Genomic DNA, 20,178 nt, shown 5'->3' with positions numbered 1-20,178 from the left:
TCGGCATAATCCACCAGATCACGACATAATGCTGAACTTCTCCGCCGGGATCAATGCGGCGTTTGGTCAGTGCCCTGATCTGCGTCTCCGCGATCGACACGCGTGTCCAAAATCGATGAATTACGGAAGGGGGGCGACTATCCACAATATAGGTTGACGCGATTTAGGACAGGTAAGTAAATACGGACACCTTTTGTGGACGGACCGAGTGTGTCGCGCACCTTTGCCTATACCCGGGTCTCCACTGCCGACCAGACCACCGACAACCAAATCCGCGAAATCGCTGCCGCCGGTTTCACGGTCGAGCCACACCGGGTGATCTGCGAGACGGTGTCGGGTTCGGAAGCAATCGCCAAACGTAAGGGCTTCTCCCGGCTGGTCGAGCGCATGGAGTGCGGTGATATACTTATTGTCACTCGGCTTGACCGGCTTGGCCGCGATGCGATCGATATAAGCGCTACAGTGGCTCGACTGGAGGAGGCTGGGATACGCGTTCATTGCCTTGCCCTAGGTGGAGTCGATCTCACCAGTTCGGCAGGCAAGATGACGATGGGTGTCATTAACGCGGTCGCGCAGTTCGAGCGCGAACTGCTGATCGAGCGAACGCAATCCGGACTTGCCCGCGCCCGCGCCCAAGGCAAACACCTTGGGCGCCCCCCCTCCCTCGATCCGACTGCGCGCGCCGCGATCGTGGCGGGACTTGAGCGGGGCGAAAGCGTGTCGGCACTGGCAAGGCAGTACAAAACAAGTCGTCAAACGGTGATGCGACTGCGAGATGCCAATCGGGCGCAAACACAGTGCGGAGCCGATACCACGTAAGCTAGGGTCATTCGGGGGCAGCCGATCCTCAAAGCCCCCTGGGAAGAGTTGCGAACGTCAGTCAGCCTCAGTGCGATAGCCGATGATTGTCTAAAAGAGCTCGCATGCGCTAGGGCCGCTACGGGGCCATGCACGACAGGAACGACATAGGCCGATAAAAACGGGTGAATTTGGATGTCGGTCGGTAAAATTGCGCGCCCTTTGCTGGGTTTGCCGCGGGAAGCCAAGCAGATCATGGTCGCAACCATCGATGCTGCGCTGTGCGTGCTGACGGTGTGGTTAGCTTTGTACTTGCGGCTCGGCCACTTCGTTCCCCTGGGGGGGCGAGCGAGCATCGCAGTCGTGCTGTCGATCATGCTGGCACTCCCGGCATTTTACCTGGCGGGCCTGTACCGGATGGCATTTCGGAGCACGGGCGCACAAGTCGTCCCGGCCATCGCGCTCGCCTGCACGGGCTATGGCCTGGGCTACGCGACGATTATTTCTGCCTATGCCTTTGATACCGTGCCCCGCACAATCGGCATTATCCAGCCGATTCTGCTGTTGCTGGCGACCAGCATAGCGCGCCTGATCATCGGCTATGTGCTAGGTGGGCAGATGCAACGTCGGATCGATGCCCGGCCAAAGGGGCGTGTCGTCATTTATGGGGCAGGCTCCTCGGGCCGCCAGCTTGCCGCCGCGATTGAAGCCAGCCACGAATTTAAAATCGTCGGCTTCCTCGACGATGACCGTTCCTTGTATAATACGCACGTCAACGGATTGCGGGTCTACCCGCCGCAGCGTTTGGCGGACCTGATTGAGCGGCACGCGATCAGCGACGTTTTTCTCGCACTGCCCTCGGCCACGCGCCAGCGCCGCAACGAAATCCTGGAAGGTCTGCGGGGTTTACCCCTCGGCATCCGGACATTGCCTGGGTTGATGGATTTGGCGCACGGTCGCGTGCAGGCGAGCGACCTGCGCGAATTGAGCATCGAGGACTTGCTGGCCCGGGATCCGGTTGCCCCCGATACAAAGGCGGTCGAGGGTAAACTGCAGGGTCACACGATCCTGGTAACCGGTGCCGGCGGGTCTATTGGCAGCGAGTTGTGCCGCCAGATCGCCGCAGCCGGGCCTGCGCGCCTGCTACTGCTCGAGAATAGCGAGTTCGCGCTTTATGCGATCCATCGCAATTTGACCGAGGCGACAGAGCTAGACATTGTTCCGCTGCTCGGCTCGGTGACCGACGAGGTGCGCTTGCTCGAGATCATGCAGGCATGGCGGCCGACCATGGTTTTCCACGCCGCTGCCTATAAGCACGTGCCCTTGGTCGAGCACAATCCACTGGAGGGATTGCGCAACAATGTCATCGGCACTTTACGCGTCGCCGAAATCGCGGTGCAGACGGGCGTGCGGGATTTTGTCCTCATTAGCACCGACAAGGCGGTGCGCCCGACCAATATCATGGGCGCGACCAAGCGCCTGGCCGAGCTTGTGCTGCAAGGTCTGGCGGAAAATCAATCCACAACCTGCTTTTCCATGGTCCGCTTCGGTAACGTCCTGGGGTCGAGCGGCTCGGTCGTGCCGCTGTTTCGCGAGCAGATCCGCAATGGTGGCCCGGTCACAATTACACATCCCGAGATCACCCGCTATTTCATGACTATCCCCGAGGCCGCGCAGCTTGTCGTACAGGCGAGCGCCATGGCGCGAGGCGGCGAGGTGTTCGTGCTTGACATGGGGCAACCGGTGCGCATCATTGATCTCGCACGCAACATGATCGAACTGTGCGGTTTTTCGGTAAAATCGCCGGAAACACCTAGTGGTGACATCGAAATCGCCGTTGTTGGGATGCGGCCCGGCGAAAAGCTTTATGAAGAGCTGTTGATTGGCGACAATCCTCAGCCAACAGCGCACCCGCGCATCATGATGGCGACCGAGCACAAGCTGCCCTGGGATCGCCTGCGCGGTGATCTCTGCCGGCTGGAAGATTTGATCGCGACCGGTCAGGTCGAGCCTGCACGCGCCCTGTTGCAGGAACTGGTGGCGGAGTTTACGCCTGCCAGCACGATCGTCGATTGGGTTACTTTGCAGAAAAAAGTGGTCGGGGTGGCGTGACCCGTCCAGAGGATGGTGCGTGATTTTTAGCGGCTAAGTCCTCTCCCATAAGAGATTAGCAAGGGTGTACCGATGTCTGCCACTTCCTCACGGCGATTACCGAAGTCGATCCCGTTGCCGAGCGTGCCTTTTGTGCTTTTGGCAGTGTTGTTGGCAGCGCTATGGATGGCGGGTGGCGCATCGCGCGCGGATGTGCTCGGGCAGGTCGTCGTGCGTTGCGTCGCCTGGCTGACAGTGATCATCCTGCTATTGACCGGGCCGCGCTTGCCACGAGTGTGGGCGGACCCGGTGGCACTATTGTTGCTTTTCGCGATTGCGTTGCCAGCCATCCAGCTCGTGCCGCTCCCCCCCGAAATATGGCAGCGTCTTCCTGGACGCGACGTGTTTATCCAAGCCGCAACGCTGAGCGGACAGGCGCAGCCATGGCGCCCCTTGTCGATCGTTCCAGGTGCGACGTTGAATGCACTGGAATCGTTGATCGTACCGGTTGCGACATGGTTGCTGGCGACGAACCTGAATGACGACGACCAAAGGCGCTTGCCCGGCATGTTGCTGTGTGTGGTTATTGCGACAATGCTGGTCGGGTTGGTGCAATTTTCACGAATCATTTACGATAATCCATTCGTCAACGATTCTCCTGGCGAGCTCAGCGGTACTTTCGCAAATCGAAACCATTTTGCTTTGTTCATGGCGATTGGCTGCTTGCTGGCACCGACTTGGGGGATAACCGGTGAACGTCTGGCATATTGGCGACTACCCGCAGTTGCGGCTTTGCTGTTGCTGTTGTTCCTGACCATCCTTGGCAGCGGCTCGCGCGCTGGGCTCGGATTGGGTGTCGTCGCTTTGTTGCTTGGCGTCGCTTTATCCGGACAAAGAATCCGCAAGGCGTTGGCACTCTATCCGCGCTGGGTTTATCCAGCGTCGGTTGCGGCTTTTGCTGCCATCATCATTGCCTTCGTATCTCTCAGTGTAATGGCCGATCGCGCGGTTTCGATTAACCGGGCCTTCGCGCTCGACCCCGGACAGGATATGCGCACTCGCGGCCTGCCGACCGTCCTATCCATGGTGAAGACATATTTTCCGTTTGGGTCGGGGATTGGTGGCTTTGATCCGATGTTCCGGATGCACGAGCCATTCGAACTCCTGGCACCGACCTATTTCAATCACGCCCATAATGATTTTCTGGAGATCGTGCTCGACGCCGGACTGCCGGGCGCGATACTCGTGCTTGCAGCTCTTGTCTGGTGGGGGCGAGCCAGTATGTCCGTTTGGACCATCGGCCTGGGACGGGCCTACGCACTCCCGCGGCTTGGTTCAGCAACGATTTTCCTTGTCATGATTGCCAGTCTCTTCGACTATCCCGCTCGCGTGCCCCTTATTATGGCGGTCACGGTAATCGCTGGCATATGGTTAAACGCGACGGCGGAAGTCACGCCTTTACCGCGCAGGGGTCAGCACCTATAGGCTGGCGGCCTGTTCTCTTGATTGGGATTTCCCAGCGACAATGCATAAATTATGTGCCTCCTTAATCATTGCACTGGCGCTGTCCGCATGCGGGGGACGTGAGATATTACAATCGTCAGCCCGGCTTACGGTCGTTGACACCGAAAAAGGGCTTCCCGCGCCGGACCGAGCTGATCTCGTCGTAAACGATCGACCTTCGCTGATTGGTCCGCTGGACACGATACAGGTCGATGTATTCAACGTACCTGAATTGAGCCGGGAGATGCAGGTCGATGCGAGCGGCCGTATCGCGATGCCGCTCATCGGGACAGTCGATGCGCGCGGCAAGACCGCAACGGAGTTGGCCGATGCGATCGAAGCGGCGCTGCGTGGCCGCTACATTCGCAATCCTGATGTCACAGTCAACATCAAGAGCTCGGTCAGCCAGGTCGTTACCATTGACGGGCAAGTGGTAGAACCCGGCCTCTATCCCGTCACCAACCAGATGACGTTGGTGCGAGCGATCGCGTCGGCCAAGGGGTTGACCGAATTTGCCAAGATCGACGACGTGGTCATCTTGCGCACGGTCAACGGCAACAAGATGGCGGGCCTTTACAATCTGTCCGCGATCCGGCGCGGCGGGTACGATGACCCGCCCATTTACGCGAACGATGTGATCGTGGTCGGAGATTCGTCACAGCGCCGCCTGTTCCGCGATCTGATTTCCGTGTCACCACTACTATCTGCCCCGCTCATCGCGCTTGTCAGATAAGGCCTAAGAGTTTCATGGATATGATTTCTACTCCGCCCAACGGCATTGCGCCGATTTCCGGAACGGCGCTGGTCGGTGCCCTTGATGCTGGACGGCAAGAAACACCGATCCTGCGTCAATACCTGCGTATCGCGACGCGTTGGCGCTATGTGATCATCGGGATAGTCCTAGCGAGCGCGCTGCTCGGGCTCATCGTCACATTGTTGATGACCCCGAAATATACCGCAACTACGACCATCGAAATTTCGCGCGAATCTGACAAGGTTACCGATTTTCAAGGGGTACAGCGCGACGCGACCGTCGCTGATCAAGAATTTTACCAGACGCAGTACGGCTTGCTGCAATCGCGCTCGCTGGCGGAACGCGTTGCGTTACAATTGCGGCTGGTCGACGATCCAAAATTTTTCGCGATGTTGGGGGAGCCGCGGAACAATCCAGCGTTCGATAAAATCAATGGTCGCTACCCGGCGTCAGGTAGATCGGTTCGCCAGCGCGAGGCTGGTATGATTCTTATAAAACATCTTAGCGTTGATCCAACGCGGCTATCGCGATTGGTCAATCTCCACTTTGTTAGCCCGAACGCCGGCTTTTCGGCAAGCGTTGCCAACGCCTGGGCAGAAAACTTCATTCAGACCAACTTGGAACGCAAAGTCCAGGCGACGTCCTACGGTCGCAATCTTCTCCAAGGACAGTTGGCCGAATATAAACAACGGCTCGATGAATCGCAGCGGCAACTCGTCGCTTATGCCTCGGCGCAACAAATCATCAATTTGCCCGTGCAAGGCGGCTCTGGTGACGGGAAAAGCACGTCCGAACGCTCGATCGTGGCGGACGACCTGGCCACGCTGAACACCGCACTCAGCCAAGCAACTGTCGATCGGGTTCAGGCCCAGGCGCGCTATCAGCAAGTCGGCCGTTCGGGCGCTTCGACCGAAGCGCTGCGCAACCAGGCGATCAACAGCTTGCGCCAGCATCGTGCCGAGCTTGCCGCCGAGTACCAGCAATTGATGGTCAAGTTCGAGCCAGGATATCCAGCGGCCAAGGCGATCCAGTCCCAGATCGATCAACTTGATCGCTCGATCTCGCGCGAAGAAAGCCGCATCACGGGATCGCTTGAGGCCGATTATCGCGAAGCGTTGCAGCGCGAGCAACAGCTCCAGACTAAGGTTGCCCAGCTTAAATCGGGGTATCTCGACCTCCGCCGGCGTTCGATCCAGTACAATATCTACCAGCAAGAGGTCGATACCAACCGAGCGCTCTATGACGGCCTGCTGCAACGCTTCAAAGAGATCGGCGTGGCGGGTGGCGTTGGCGTCAACAACATCTCGATCGTCGATCCGGCCGATGTGCCACAAAAGCCCTCGAGCCCTATTTTACTATTGAACCTTGCCATTGCTATTCTCGGCGGGTTGGGCGTCGGCATCGCGCTGGCATTTGCGCTGGAGCAAATCGACGAAGCGATTGCCGATCCGGCTGAAGTCGAGCGCTCGCTTGGTCTGCCGCTATTGGGTTCGGTTCCTCGGGTCGACGGGCAGACACCGAAAGAGGCACTCAAGGACCGCAAGTCGGATCTGGTCGAAGCGTATCTCGCCGTCCAGACGACCCTTGCGTTCACCACCGAACATGGCGTGCCGCGGTCCTTCATGGTCACTTCCACCAGACCAGCCGAAGGTAAGTCGACGACCGCCCTTGCGCTTGCAACCACGCTCGCACGTGGACAGCGCAAGGTCATTCTGGTCGATGGCGACATGCGTTCGCCATCCGTCCATCAGTTGGGCGACGTTGACCATAACAGGGGCTTGAGCAACTTCCTGACCGGTGAAGATAACATCGCTGCATTGACTTTCGAAATGGGTGAACTCGGATTCACCGCAATGTCGTCAGGCCCGATCCCGCCAAATGCCGCAGAACTCCTTACCGGGAAGCGCTTGGCATTGCTGATCGAACGTTTGCTTGAGACTTTTGATCATGTCGTGATCGACGCACCGCCCGTCATGGGGCTTGCCGACGCGCCTCTAATCGCGAGCCGGGTGGAAGGTGTTATTTTCGTGGTCGAGTCGCACGGTATCCGCGCCACCTTGGTCAAGACAGCGCTTAACCGACTGGCCAGTGCACATGCCCGAGTCATTGGCGGCGTGCTAACCAAGTTCGACGCGCGCAAGGCCCATTATGGCTATGGATATGAATATGGCTATCGCTATGGCCGCAACGACCACGATGAAAAGATTGGCTGATCGATATGACGCATCGCATGAAATGGATGCGTCATAGCCCAAAAGCTTGGCTAGTGCGGTGCGCGTTGGCGGTGATTTCTGCCATATTGGGATATGTTAGTGTAACGCATAGCCTCGCCAACGTGCTCGTCGAAACCGATCCCGATCGGGCTCACTTGCTAGCCGAAGGCAATGGCCCAATATCCGCTGCGCTCGCGCAGAAGCTGTTTATCGGGCACCCCAGTACCAATCAAAACGCACCATTTGCTCGGTTGGCGAAAGTGGCATTGCGGCAGGATCCAACGGCAGTGTTAGCGGTCGCCACGCTCGGCCTCCAGGCTGCACTGCGTGGTGACGCCGTGCAGGCTCGCCGACTGTTCGACTATGCGCAGCGTCTTTCACGACGTGACATCCGCACCCAGCTCTGGGCGATCGAGGATGCTGTCGCGCGTGATGACATCCGGGCTGCGCTGCACCATTACGACATTGCGTTAAGGACGTCTCCAGTCTCATCGGACTTGCTGTTCCCAATTCTTGCGGGTGCCCTTGAGCAATCGGCTATCCGCATAAATATCATCCTGACTTTGCGTCAGGAGCCCGCCCCGGAATGGGAACCAGCTTTTATCTCCTACCTGGCAGATACCGGGGGCGAACCGCACGCAACCGCTCAATTTTTTGAGGAAATGCGCCAGGCAGGGATGCCCTTGCCCGCCAGCGCGGTTGCAGGCGTCATCAATAGCTTGAGCAGAGCGGACGATTTCGAAGATGCCTGGCACTTTTATGAAAAGATGCGCCGCAGTATCGACCCCAAAATTTCACGCGATCCCCAGTTCTCTGCACGTATCACTACACCTTCATTGTTCGATTGGATCCCTGTTAACGACGGGAAGATTGCAACCTCGCTAGAAAACGGAGCTTTCGACTTCTCTGTGCCTACGGCTACCGGAGGATTACTCCTGCAGCAAATGCAGGTCTTACCGCCCGGTGCCTACCGCTTTGACGGACATGGCAGCGGCATCGTGCAAAACAAAGATTCTCTACCATACTGGGTCCTTAGTTGCCGTAACGGCCGTGAGTTGGGGCGAGTGATCGTCGCAAAATCCACGGAAACGGGGAGCGCGTTCGGCGGGGAGTTCGACGTCCCACGCGATTGCCCGGTGCAAACTCTATCGTTGTTTGCGCGTCCCTCGGACGCCGTATCAGGGCTTTCAGGCCAAATTGATCGAGCTCAGCTACGGCCAGCTCAGGAGTAGGGGTTCACGGCATTTTGGTGCAGAAAGTGACGATAAGCAACATGTTGAAATGCTTGGATAAAATGACCATTCGTTGAGCTAACAAGCTGATCCTGTTGGATATTCTGTTATTTTCAGCTTTGACTGCAATCTTGGGCTCTGGGAGCGTTTTTTGAGCCATGATCGAGTAGCGCATCGCGGTGAGGGTCGATGTTGAAACGCAAGATGCCACGCATGTTGATGTGGGCGTGCGCGATCGGAGCGATGCGGGCGAGATGGGTCTGATCGAACTGATCGGGTGCTTCGGCGACGATAGCGTCGATGTCCGTGCGTTCCAGAATATAACCAGATTGGCGATCAGGGTGAGGGTGCCGGAGATCGCTACGAGCTACTCGGATGAACGGCCGTGGGCGGCGGAAATGGGGCCGTCATGGATAGCACGCTGCAAAGTGTGGACGGCTTCGCCCTGGGCGAGCAGGGCATGGATCATGCGCCGGAACTCCTCGTTGGACAGATAGTCGCAAAGGTGGATCGTGCAAACAAGCGCGCCGATCGCAGCGCCAGTTTCATAGACAGGATTGCCTTTTGCCGCGCTTCCGAAGCGTTCGATCAGCCAGCTTGCGCTGCACCAGCCATGCTTCAGCGACGCCGCCACCCGCAGAAATTCATCATAGCCTTGATGATCGTGCCCGGTGCAATGGTACTACGGGCGAACGATGTCAGCGCCTCGGACACGCAAAGCCGCGCGGCAGGTAAAGCTTGCGATCAGCCAGGCCCGAGGGGCGCACGCACAGGGCGATGCCAAGCGCCTTGCCAATCCCGGCCGCGAAATGGGTATAGCCATGAGTATCGACGGCGAGACGCTCGATGCCAGTGTGGCGCAAGGCACCCTCGATCGCGGCACCTGCCTGTCTGGTATTGAGCAGGATCGGCTGATCCCAGGCGATTGCCCATTGGTCGAGAATATGGGTGTAGGTACCAATCGATGCCGTGCGGCGTCGGGGATCAAGCCGGGCGGCCCATAGTTTGCGGCTTGTCTCGATACTTGTAGCGGCTTGCAATGATGATCGCCCGGAACTGCAATAAAGGGCGGTTTCCGGCTCACATTGGGTGAGACGTTAGGGGCCGGCAGGCTCACATTGGTTGAGACGCAAATCACAATCGGTGCGACGGACGCGAGATGTTCGGCGATCGGCGCAGGATCGCGGACACGCCATGACGTTGCGACTTCGTGGCCCTTTCGACCTGTGAGGTTGCTAAGCCATGACAGACCGCAGGCATGGTCCGCTCCGCACGACGCTTGCAATCACGCGGTGCTGCCTCCAGTCGAAGGCGACGTGCTCACGATGCTGCAGCGAAAGGACGGGTGCGAGATGACCGATGCCAACCGGATCGCTGCCGCCATTAACCTGCGGGTCCGCCAGCTTGAAGCGCAGGGAATCACCGGGATCGCGCTGGCCAATCATATGATCGGCCACATGCAGGACCTGCACGCCATCTACACCACTGCAAGCGACCGGGCGTTACGCGATCTGTGTGACCGCTTTCCCGGGTTTGAGCGTTATGCCAGAATCATGGAGGAGGTTTCGGAACGGAACCAGGCCATGATGGCCTCCGGCAGCCATCCCCATGGCGATTTACCCGAGTTGCCTGAGCCCATGAAAGCAAAGCTCGTGCACGTGCTGCGCGCTGCCGCCGAACTCGAGCGAGAGGCCCAGGCAGCCGTTGATGGTCGCACAGGCGACCTGTCGGAGCGATTGACGGAGTTGAGGCGAAGTTGGGCCGACGGCTGCGCGCGATTAGTATCCGAATTCAAATCCTCGGATTTACCGCTCGGTTCCCAGGCTTTGGTGGAACAGGTGCTCAAGGCGACAGCAGAAAGAATTTGCAAGGCGGTGGAAAACCGTAGCGCAGCCTGATCGCCGGAAACCGATGCCGGGACCGCCAGGAAAACGAGCGGTTTTCTCGCGGTCGGGCGATGCCGCTTCCGGCTGCCCGAAAACAGCAAGAAAACCCGTTGTGAAAACCAGCGCCATCTTGCACCATGCCGGTGATCTTTTCTGGCGGGGTACGCATTGCTCATCGGCTATATCCGGGTGTCCAAGTCGGACGGCACGCAAACGCTGGAGCCGCAGCGCGACGCACTGTTCGCGGCCGGCATCGATCCATCCCGCATCTATGAGGATATGGCCTCGGGTCGGCATGATGCCCGGCCGGGACTCACCGCCTGCCTGAAGGCGCTCCAGCCAGGCAACACGCTCGTCATCTGGAAGCTCGACCGGCTCGGTCGCGATCTGCGTCACCTCGTGACGACGGCGGAGGATCTCCGGTCGCGCGGGGTCGGGTTGAAGGTCCTGGCCGGTGCCGGCGCGCAGATCGACACAACGTCTGCCAATGGCCGTCTCGCTTTCGGCATCTTCGCGGCGTTCGCCGAGTTCGAGCGCGAGTTGATCGCCGAGCGCACCCATGCCGGCCTTGCTGCGGCGCGCGCGCGCGGTCGCATGGGCGGTCGGCCGCGCAAGATGAACCGGGCGACGCTGACGATGGCGATGGCGGCGATGTCCGATCGGGGTGCCGTCGCAGCCGATGTCGCCAAGCGGCTCGGAATCACGACCACCACGCTCTATGTCTACGTCAACGGCGACGGCACTCCCAAGGCGCCGGGGCAGGCGTTGCTCGATGCTGGTCCCAGTCGGCAACTACAAAGCCAGGCTGCGTAATGAGCGCGGGCGTCACGGTCCCCATTGAGGCGATCGTGACGCTCCGGCGTCGATTGGCGGCACTTCCGGCGAGGCATCCTGAGCGGCAGCCGCTGATGGCATCGACCGCCGAACTCTACGATATCAGCCGCGCCACGCTCTACCGGCTGTTGCGCGGCGAGAGGCGTCCGAAGGACGCGCACCGCGCCGATCGTGGTCTGTCGCGGACGATGCCTGCCGACGAGATTGAGTGGTGGTGCGAGGTCGTCGCGGCGATGAAGAGCCGCACGACCAACCGGCAGGGTCGTCGCCTCTCGACGAAACGTATCCTCGAAATCGTCACTGAACACGGCGTCGAGACCCCCGATCGCGGTCTGGTGAAGCTGCCGTCAGGGCGCTTGGCGGCCTCGACGCTCAATCGCCACATGCGGCAACGCGGGTACGACACCGAGCGGATGACGCGCGAGCCGACTGCGGTGCGCTATCAGGCCGAACGCGCCAACATGCTCTGGCATTTCGACATGAGCCCGTCGGACCTCAAACAGTTGAAAGCCCCGACCTGGATCGATCCCGATCGGGGCGGCGCACCGACGCTGATGCTGTTCTCGGTGGTCGATGACCGGTCGGGCGTCGTCTATCAGGAATATGCGCTGGTTTACGGCGAGGATGCCGAGGCGGCGCTGCGCTTCCTGTTCCGGGCGATGGCGCCGAAGGAGGACAATCCCTTCGAAGGCATTCCGGAGAACATCCAGCTCGATGGCGGCCCGGTCGGCAAATCGAGCGTGTTCAAGCGGGTCATGGAATGTCTCGGGATCACCGTCACCCCGCACATGCCGGCAGGGTCGGACGGACGCCGCACTACCGCGCGCGCCAAAGGCAAGGTCGAGCGACCGTTCCGCACCGTCAAGGAAGCGCACGAGACGCTGTACCACTTCCACGAACCCACCAGTGAGGAAGAGGCCAATCGCTGGCTGGCCCGCTACATCGCCACCTACAACGGTGGCGATCATCGTCGCGAGCCGCATTCCCGGATCGACGACTGGCTCGGGCATCTGCCCGACGGCGGCATTCGCGCCATGTGCGGTTGGGAGCGCTATTGTGCATTCGCCCGCGAGCCCGAACGCCGCAAGGTCGGGCTCGACTGCCGCCTGACCGTCGCTGGCGTTACCTATGAGGTCACGTCCGAGGTGGCCGGCGAAACGGTCGTCGTCTGGTGGGGGCTGTTCGACCAGGAGCTATGGGTTGAATATGGCGACGAGCGGTACGGACCGTTCGATCCGGTCGGAGGGCCGGTGCCGCTGCATCGCTACCGCAAACATCGCAAGAGCCGGCGTGAGATTCGCGCGGATCGGGTTGATGCGCTGGCAACGAAAATCGGGATTCCCCGCTCGGTCCTGACGGGCGAGAATGACATCGTGGTGATCGGTCGCAAGCCTGCCGATGGGATCGCGCCTGTGCCGGCCCGGCCATTTGCCGATCCCGACCCGTTCGGCGAACTCACCTTCGCCACGCCGCTCAAGGCACGCTTCGCCATATCCGAGGAGTTGCGCCTGCCCCTGGGCGGGCTTTGCGAGGAGGACCGCGCCTTCATCGACGCGCTGCTCGCGCGCACGCTCTCCAGGCCCGAGGTGATGGAAGAAATCCGCAGGCGATTCCCGCCCGGCCATAGACGGAGCGGCTGATGCAAACCGAGGTAATGCGCTATTACGGACTGGCCCGGCCTCCGGTCGATCTCGGCTTCTTCGAGACCGAGCATCATGCCCAGCTCACCCATGATCTGAAGACTGCGATTAATGGCGGACGCCTAGTTGCGCTCACCGCCACCATCGGCTCGGGCAAGACCGTGCTGACGCGGCGACTGCGCGAAGAGCTGGAGCGCGAGGGGCGCGTGATCGTGTCGCGCGCGCTCAGCCTGGAGAAGGCCAAGATATCGGTACCGCTGTTGGTCGCGGCCCTGTTCTACGACCTCTCGTCGGAGAAGACCGTCTCGATCCCCAGCCAGTCGGAACGGCGCGAACGCGATTTGCAGGAGCTGTTCCGCAAGGCCAAGCGGCCGGTCGCACTGTTCGTCGACGACGCGCACGACCTCCATCCCAAAACGCTGACCGCGCTCAAGCGCCTCGTCGAGCTTGTCACCGAGGGCGGCGGTCAACTTGCCGTGATCCTCGTCGGCCATCCAAAGCTGCGCAACGACCTCAAGCGCCCTCTTATGGAGGAAATCGGCGATCGGACGACGGTGTTCGAGTTTGGCGGTCTGCGCGACCGTCAGCGCGATTACATCGACTGGGCGCTGCGCACTGCGCTGTCGCCGGGGATTGAGCCCGATGCCGTGCTGACCGAGGATGCCGCGATCCTGCTCGCCGCCAAGCTCAAGACCCCGCTCCAGATCGGCCGTCATCTTGTGCGGGCGTTCGAGGCAGGGTTCGAGGCCAGCGTGAAACCGATCGACGCCGCGACCGTCGAGGGTGTGCTTTCACGCCAGATCGACGACCTCGAACCTCAGCTTACCCGCCACGGCTACGACACGAAGAGCCTGGCGGACCAGTTCTACGCCAAGCCGGCGGAAATCCGCCAATTGCTCCGGGGCGGACTCGACCCGGCTCGTGCGCGCGAACTGACCGACGATATGCGAGCAGCAGGATTGCCGCTTTGACCGCCGTGTCCGCGATCCTGCGCCCATCGCCGAACATCTCACGTCCGTCGCACCGAATGTGATTTGCGTCTCAACGAAACTGCGTCTGCCGCGCCCTTCCGTCTCACGCAATGTGAGCCGGAAACCGTCCTTTATTGCAGTTCCGGCCGCGCATCATTGCAAGCCACTACATGTACTCGCTGACGGCAACCTTCGCGCCCAACCTCGCCACCTGGCTTGCGTCCGCCTGGGTGGATGATCTCGGCGACTGGCGTCTGGTCTATTGGCAGATCATCCCGGCCGGCCTGCTCGCTCTCTGGGCGGTTTGGTGGGGCCTGCCGCAGGACCCGGTGCGCACCGAGCGCTTTCGTGAGATCGATTGGCTCGGGTTTGCGACCGGGCCGCTGGGACTGGCGCTGTTGGCCATCGGCTTGCTGGAAGGCGAGCGCCTGGACTGGCTTCACTCGCCCGCCATCGCCGCCGCCCTCATCAGCGGTGCCGCTCTGTTCGCGACTTTCCTGATCAGCGAGTGGTTCCACCACCTTCCATTCATCAAACTCCAGTTGCTGGAGAGGCGCAATTTCTGGCTCGCCTTCATCGTGTTCATGAGCATTCTCATCGTGCTGCTGGCAAGCTCCGCGCTCCCGGCCGACCAGCTCGTCCATGTTCAGGGCTTCCGCCCGCGCGAGATCGCGCCGATTGGCTTGATTGTCAGTTTGCCGCAGCTCGTGCTGGCGCCGATCATCTCGGCACTTCTATACAAGAAGTGGCTGGACGCCCGCCATCTGATGGCGCTCGGCCTGTTCATCGTCGCCGTGGGCTGCTTTCTCGGCAGCTATGTGACCAGCGAATGGATGGTGGAGCAGTTCTGGACCGTCCAGGTCTGCCAGACCATCGGGCAGCCGTTGGTGGTCATCCCGCTCCTCTTTCTTATCACAGGAGTGGCAGCACCGATGGAAGGACCGTTCGTGTCCGGCCTCGTCAACATGCTCCGCTCGATCGCCACGATCCTGGGCAGCGTCATCATCCAGCAGGGTCTGATCGACCGAGGTGCAGCGCACACGCGTGGCATGGTCGACCGTGCCGGTCGGCTCGGCGGTCTGGGCGACGCACATAGCTTGCTCGAACGCTTCGAGGTGCAGGCGACCACCTTGGCGATCGCCGATCTCTACCGCCTCATGGCGTTGATCGCTGTGGTGCTAATCCTTCCCACCCTTTGTCTCCAATATCTGCCGGCGCCCTCGCTGCCCCGGCAAACCAAGGACTGATCACGATGAAGATGCCGAAAAGCGCCCGCATTGCAGCTGGCGGGCTCATTGCCATAGCCGTGCTGGGCGGAGGCTGGGCGCTCGCGCATGGCGAGGGCAGTGCGGCAAGCCAGAGTACGGATGACGCCTACGTCCAGGCCGATTTCAGCACCGTTGCCCCCAAGGTTGCCGGACTGATCGACCGCGTGCTTGTCGAGGACAACCAGCAGGTCCGCAAAGGGCAGCTCCTCGCGGTCATCGATGATCGCGACTACCGCGTGACGGTCGCGTCGGCAGAAGCCGAGCTGCGTGCTGCCGAGGCTAATGCTCGCGGCATCCAGGCTACAATCGCGCGGCAGGGAAGCGTGATTGGCCAGAGTGCGGCGGCCATCGATGCGGACGAAGCGGCGGTCGCCTTGTCTCAGGCCAACGCCCGGCGTTACGCTGATCTGGCGAAGGACGGCTCGGCCAGCCTTCAGGAGCAGCAGGAAACGTCCTCCAGGCTGCAAGCCGATCTTGCGGCCCGCCGACGCGATGCGGCTGCCCACGCTGCGGCGCACGCGCAGGTTCCGATCCTGCAATCCGATCTGGCCAATGCGCAGGCGGCGGTAGCCAAGGCTCGGGCCGCGCTCGATGCCGCGCGCCTTAATCTTAGCTACACGCAAATCCGTGCCCCTGTGGATGGCGTTGTCGGTCGCCGCACGCTGCGCGTCGGCAATTTCGTGACTGTCGGCGCACCGCTTCTTGCGGTCGTGCCGTTGCGAAAAGCCTACGTCGAGGCCCGTTTCCGCGAAACGCAGCTTGAGCGCATCCGCCCTGGCCAGCATGCGGTTGTGCGGTTCGATACGCTGCCTGGGCTCGAATTGAAGGGGCACGTCGAGAGTATCGCGCCCGCGACCGGCGTGTCCTTCGCAGAAGTGGCGCCGGAGAATGCTACTGGCAACTTCACCAAGATCACTCAGCGCCTGGCTGTCCGCATCGTGTTCAACGACGGCCAGCCCGAGGCTCGTCGACTGCGGGTCGGTATGTCAGCCGTACCAACAATCACCACCAACTAAGGACAGAGGCACGGCCATGATATGGGATGCTAGCGGTTCGTCACGAACTGAGCGTCAAGACCCGGCGGTTTCGCCATTGCGCACCGGTGGCTATCGATCATTCTGACCCTGAAAGCTGTCCGGCAGGCAGGTCCCCGGATTCGGCCATTCCTCCGGCCTGACCAATGGCGCGCGAGTTGCGCGACCTGCGGGGTCTAACCTGTCGGAAAACACATGTTTTCGGACACCCTTGGGTGATCCCTCGGCTTTGGTCGGCAATCCCGCGCCTGAATAGTCGACAAACCCTGTCGCTTTGATGTAGTGTACGACAAAGTGGTTTTGAGGGTTTGTCGTACATGCTGGTCGGATATATGCGGGTGTCATCGGCCGATGATCGCCAAACTGTCGATCTTCAGCGCGACGCTCTGGTCGCGGCGGGTGTCGATCCGCGTAATTTGCATACTGATAAGGCATCGGGAGCACGCGACGATCGACCGGGCCTGAAGGACTGCCTCGATTATCTGAGTGCGGGCGATACGCTGATCGTGTGGAAACTCGATCGGCTTGGGCGATCGTTGCCGCATTTGCTGGCGATCGTCACTGACCTGAAGGCGCGTGGCATCGCGTTCCGTTCGCTGACTGAGCAGATGGATACGAACACGCCGCACGGCGAACTGCTATTTTCGCTGTTCGGCGCGCTGGCGCAATATGAGCGCGCGCTGACGCGCGAGCGGGTGATGGCGGGACTGGCGGCTGCAAAGCGTCGAGGGCGCCAGGGTGGACGGCCTCCCATGATCGACACTGAGACCCTTGAACGGATTACTGCCGCGCTTGATGGCGGAGCAAGCAAGGCATCCGTCTGTCGCACCTTCAAGGTGCCGCGTTCGACCTTGATTGGCACTCTTGCCCGGATCGGTTGGGCGCCGCCCGCCAAAGCCTAACCCAATGCCTCGTCGCGCCGTGCTGTCGGACGAGCAACGCATGGCGTTGCTCGCACTTCCCGATGATGAAACCACGCTCGTTCAGCACTGGACGTTGAGTGAGGATGACCTGGCTATCATCGTGCGCCGCAGGCGACCGCATAATCGTCTGGGTTTCGCGATCCAGCTATGCGCGCTGCGCTATCCCGGCCGTTTGCTGCGCCCGGGCGAATTGATCCCCGATACGCCGCTCGCGTTCGTCGCCGAGCAATTGCAGATCGCGCCCGAGGTGCTGGCCGATTATGCGACGCGCGGCCCGACCCGGTACGAACAGCTCGATGCGCTGCGCGAGGGCTTTGGGTTCACACAGTTCAGCCGGCCATTGCGAGCGGCGTTGCAGGAATGGCTGCTGCCGATTGCGCTGACGACGACCAGCGGGGCTGGGCTGGCACGGTCGCTACTAGGCGAGTGCCGACGACGGCGCATCATCGTACCTGGCATCAGTTCGGTCGAACGGATGGTTGCGCAGGCGCTGCTCGACGCCGAGCGCCATGTCGCCGAGCATCTGACCCGAGGGCTGGAGACTGGGCAACGCCGTCTGCTTGATGCCCTTCTTCTGCCTCACGCCGGCACGAACCTCAGCGGCCTCGGATGGGTGCGGCAGCCGCCCGGCAAGCCCGGTCGCAAGACGTTCGCCGTCATCATCCGGCGGCTAGCTCTGCTGCGCGATATTGGGATCGATCCCGATATCGCGGCAGGCATACATCCTGAACGCCTGCGACGCCTCTGTCAGGAAGGGGCTCGGCTGACGGCGCAACATGTCCGAACGCTGCAAGCAACGCGGCGCCGTGCGACGCTGGCGGCAACCGTACTCGAAACCATCGTCACGCTCACCGACGATGCGGTGCTGATGTTCGACCGCCTGCTGGGTCAGATGTTTCGGCGCGAGCAGAACAGCGCAGACACAGCGCTCAAGCGCGACCGGCGCAACATCAACGGTAAGATCCGGCTACTTGCCCGGCTCGGCGATGCCCTGCTCACTGCCAAGGTGTCGGGCGGCGACATCGGCGCCGCGGTCGAGGCCGCAGTTGGATGGGATGATCTTGGCCGTGAAGTCGATGAAGCCCGCAAGCTGATCCGCCCCGATGCCGTCGATCCCGTTACCGTCGCCGCAACCAACTACCCCGTTCTCCGACAGGTCGGTCCCTTGTTCATCGCCTCGTTCACGTTCGGAGCGGTCCCGGCCTGCCATACGCTCGCGCGAGCAGTCGCTATCATGCGCGACCTTCATCTAGGTCGCCTGAAAAAACTGCCGCCGGATACACCAGTTGCCTTCATTCGGCAGGCCTGGCGTCGCGCGATCGGCCCCGGCATTCCCGATCGCAGAGTTTATGAATTTTGCGTCCTAGTCGAGCTTCGTGACAGGCTTCGTGCCGGCGACATGTGGGTCGAGGGAAGCAGACGCTATCGTGCCGTCGAGCAACAGCTTATTCCAAGTCCGGTATTTGCCACCATGCGCGCAGCCGGCCCTTTGCCGATCCCGGCACCCGATACGGCCAGTGCCTGGCTGGACGAACGGCGTACCCGTCTCGCCCGGAGATTGGCAGAGGTCGAGCGGAAGGCGGAGACGGACGCGCTGGAAGACGTACAACTCAGCCTTGGCAAGCTGCGGATTTCGCCGTTGAAGGCGGTCACGCCGGATGAAGCGGATAGCGCCCTTGCGCCGCTCTACGCCCATCTGCCCGCGATCCGCATCACCGATCTCCTTGCTGAAGTCGATCGATGGACCGGTTTCAGCCAGTGCTTCACGCATCTGCAAAGCGGTCGGGTTGCCGATGAACCCCGCGCTATCCTGACGGCGGTGCTCGCCGATGCGACCAATCTTGGCCATAAGCGCATGGCAGAAGCCTGCGATCTCGTGACCCAACGCCAACTCAGTTGGCTCGCCTCATGGCATTTACGCGAGGAAACCTACGGTAGGGCTCTCGCCCGGTTGGTCAATGCCCAGCACACCGCGCCGCTCGCCGCCCTGTTTGGGTCCGGGACCTCGTCCAGTTCGGACGGTCAGAACTTCCTGCTTGATCGCCGTGCTCAGGCGACCGGCGCAGTCAATCCGCACAAGGGGGCGGAGCCTGCTGTCTCCTTCTACAGCCATGTCTCGGATCGCTACGCGCCGTTTCATTCCACCGTCATCTCCGCATCCGCAAGCGAGGCGGCGCAGGTGCTGGACGGGCTGCTCCATCATGGTGCCGATCTGCACATTGAGGAGCATCACGTCGATGGTGGGGGCGTTTCCGACCATGTGTTTGCGCTATGCCATCTACTTGGATTCCGGTTCGCGCCGCGCATCCCTAACATCGCCGCGCGCCGGCTTCACCTGTTCAACGGAATCGAACCTGGCCCAGATATCGCGCCGCTGGTCGCGGGCAGGATCGACGAGGCCCTGATCGCCGCACACTGGGACGACGTGCTGCGCTTGGGCACCTCGATCCGCACCGGCGTCGTGAGTGCATCGATCATGCTGGAACGGCTCGGCTCCTATCCACGGGCCAATGGCCTGGCCTTGGCACTGCGCGAGATCGGCCGCGTCGAGCGCACCCTGTTTACACTCGACTGGATCGAGCAGCCCGAACAGCGGCGCCGCGCAACCCGCGAACTCAACAAGGGTGAGGCCGAAAATGCTCTGAAACGCGCCATCTTCTTCCACCGGATCGGCCGCATCCGTGATCACGCCCTGCAAGCCCAGACCCATCGGGCGAGCGCGCTCAACCTCGTCGCCGGTGCTATCGTCCTGTGGAACACGACCTACCTGCAAGCCGCCCGCATGCATCTTGCCAGTCTCGGCCGGTCGATCCCGCCGGACCTGTTGCAACACCTTTCGCCGCTCGGATGGCAGCACATCAACCTCACCGGCGATTATCTTTGGACCGACCCCGATGCGCCATCGTCCGCCCTCAGGCCGCTTCGCCAGGTGCACGCCGTCGAAGGTCCGGCGAAACCTTAGCGTATATCTGGGTCCGTTCTATGTACCGACCCCAATGCCGCCAAATTTTCGATCCGCGCCTACATCGAG

15 protein-coding genes and 1 pseudogene are annotated in these 20,178 nt (G+C 61.2%); 14 read left to right on the top strand and 2 right to left on the bottom strand.

The features are described 5' to 3' along the window. Positions 1-210 precede the first annotated feature (210 nt). The 6 genes from H4W01_RS22105 (at position 211) to H4W01_RS22080 (ending at position 8,591) form a co-directional block, all read left to right on the top strand. A complete protein-coding gene (locus H4W01_RS22105; RefSeq protein WP_209613577.1) occupies positions 211-819 on the top strand; it encodes a recombinase family protein in 609 nt (202 codons plus the stop codon). A gap of 174 nt (positions 820-993) precedes the next feature. Further along, the gene (locus H4W01_RS22100; protein ID WP_209613575.1) at positions 994-2,910 is read left to right on the top strand and encodes a polysaccharide biosynthesis protein; all 1,917 of its coding nucleotides are present in this window, start codon (positions 994-996) and stop codon (positions 2,908-2,910) included. Positions 2,911-2,982: 72 nt separating this feature from the next. Continuing rightward, complete coding sequence (locus tag H4W01_RS22095) at positions 2,983-4,374, top strand: O-antigen ligase family protein (protein ID WP_209613573.1); 1,392 nt, start codon at positions 2,983-2,985, stop codon at positions 4,372-4,374. 40 nt (positions 4,375-4,414) lie between these two features. Continuing rightward, positions 4,415-5,125, top strand: coding sequence for a polysaccharide biosynthesis/export family protein (locus H4W01_RS22090; protein ID WP_209613571.1), 711 nt, complete (start codon positions 4,415-4,417; stop codon positions 5,123-5,125). A 14-nt stretch (positions 5,126-5,139) separates the two neighbouring features. Next, on the top strand, positions 5,140-7,359 hold the full coding sequence (locus H4W01_RS22085; RefSeq protein WP_209613569.1) for a GumC family protein: 2,220 nt from the start codon (positions 5,140-5,142) through the stop codon (positions 7,357-7,359). 5 nt (positions 7,360-7,364) lie between these two features. Continuing rightward, positions 7,365-8,591 (top strand): tetratricopeptide repeat protein, encoded by a 1,227-nt coding sequence (locus H4W01_RS22080; protein ID WP_209613567.1) that lies wholly within the window; start codon positions 7,365-7,367, stop codon positions 8,589-8,591. A gap of 367 nt (positions 8,592-8,958) precedes the next feature. Here the strand turns inward: H4W01_RS22080 and H4W01_RS22075 are convergent. Next, positions 8,959-9,237, bottom strand: a pseudogene (locus H4W01_RS22075) (Tn3 family transposase); the annotation flags it as partial. A 52-nt stretch (positions 9,238-9,289) separates the two neighbouring features. Then, on the bottom strand, positions 9,290-9,631 hold the full coding sequence (locus H4W01_RS22070; protein ID WP_209613561.1) for a Tn3 family transposase: 342 nt from the start codon (positions 9,629-9,631) through the stop codon (positions 9,290-9,292). Positions 9,632-9,943: 312 nt separating this feature from the next. Here H4W01_RS22070 and H4W01_RS22065 point away from each other — a divergent pair, with 312 nt between their 5' ends. From H4W01_RS22065 to H4W01_RS22030, 8 genes are all read left to right on the top strand, one after another. Beyond that, a complete protein-coding gene (locus H4W01_RS22065; RefSeq protein WP_126849571.1) occupies positions 9,944-10,489 on the top strand; it encodes a hypothetical protein in 546 nt (181 codons plus the stop codon). Positions 10,490-10,645: 156 nt separating this feature from the next. Then, the gene (locus H4W01_RS22060; RefSeq protein ID WP_126849570.1) at positions 10,646-11,290 is read left to right on the top strand and encodes a recombinase family protein; all 645 of its coding nucleotides are present in this window, start codon (positions 10,646-10,648) and stop codon (positions 11,288-11,290) included. Next, a complete protein-coding gene (locus H4W01_RS22055) occupies positions 11,290-12,951 on the top strand; it encodes an IS481 family transposase (protein ID WP_126849569.1) in 1,662 nt (553 codons plus the stop codon). Before H4W01_RS22060 ends, H4W01_RS22055 begins: the two co-directional genes overlap by 1 nt. After that, complete coding sequence (locus H4W01_RS22050) at positions 12,951-13,922, top strand: ExeA family protein (RefSeq protein ID WP_126849568.1); 972 nt, start codon at positions 12,951-12,953, stop codon at positions 13,920-13,922. Before H4W01_RS22055 ends, H4W01_RS22050 begins: the two co-directional genes overlap by 1 nt. 170 nt (positions 13,923-14,092) lie before the next feature. Beyond that, entirely contained in the window at positions 14,093-15,169 is a 1,077-nt protein-coding gene (locus tag H4W01_RS22045) for an MFS transporter (protein WP_209613559.1), read from the top strand. 5 nt (positions 15,170-15,174) lie between these two features. Then, the gene (locus H4W01_RS22040) at positions 15,175-16,206 is read left to right on the top strand and encodes an HlyD family secretion protein (protein ID WP_209609316.1); all 1,032 of its coding nucleotides are present in this window, start codon (positions 15,175-15,177) and stop codon (positions 16,204-16,206) included. Positions 16,207-16,541: 335 nt separating this feature from the next. Next, positions 16,542-17,126 (top strand): recombinase family protein, encoded by a 585-nt coding sequence (locus H4W01_RS22035; protein ID WP_066659028.1) that lies wholly within the window; start codon positions 16,542-16,544, stop codon positions 17,124-17,126. Between the two features lie 4 nt (positions 17,127-17,130). Next, on the top strand, positions 17,131-20,109 hold the full coding sequence (locus tag H4W01_RS22030; protein WP_209609318.1) for a Tn3 family transposase: 2,979 nt from the start codon (positions 17,131-17,133) through the stop codon (positions 20,107-20,109). Positions 20,110-20,178: the final 69 nt, after the last annotated feature.

It is taken from the genome of Sphingomonas sp. PL20 (assembly GCF_017875905.1).
Lineage (GTDB): Bacteria > Pseudomonadota > Alphaproteobacteria > Sphingomonadales > Sphingomonadaceae > Sphingomonas > Sphingomonas echinoides.
This window is presented reverse-complemented; position numbering and strand designations above follow the sequence as displayed.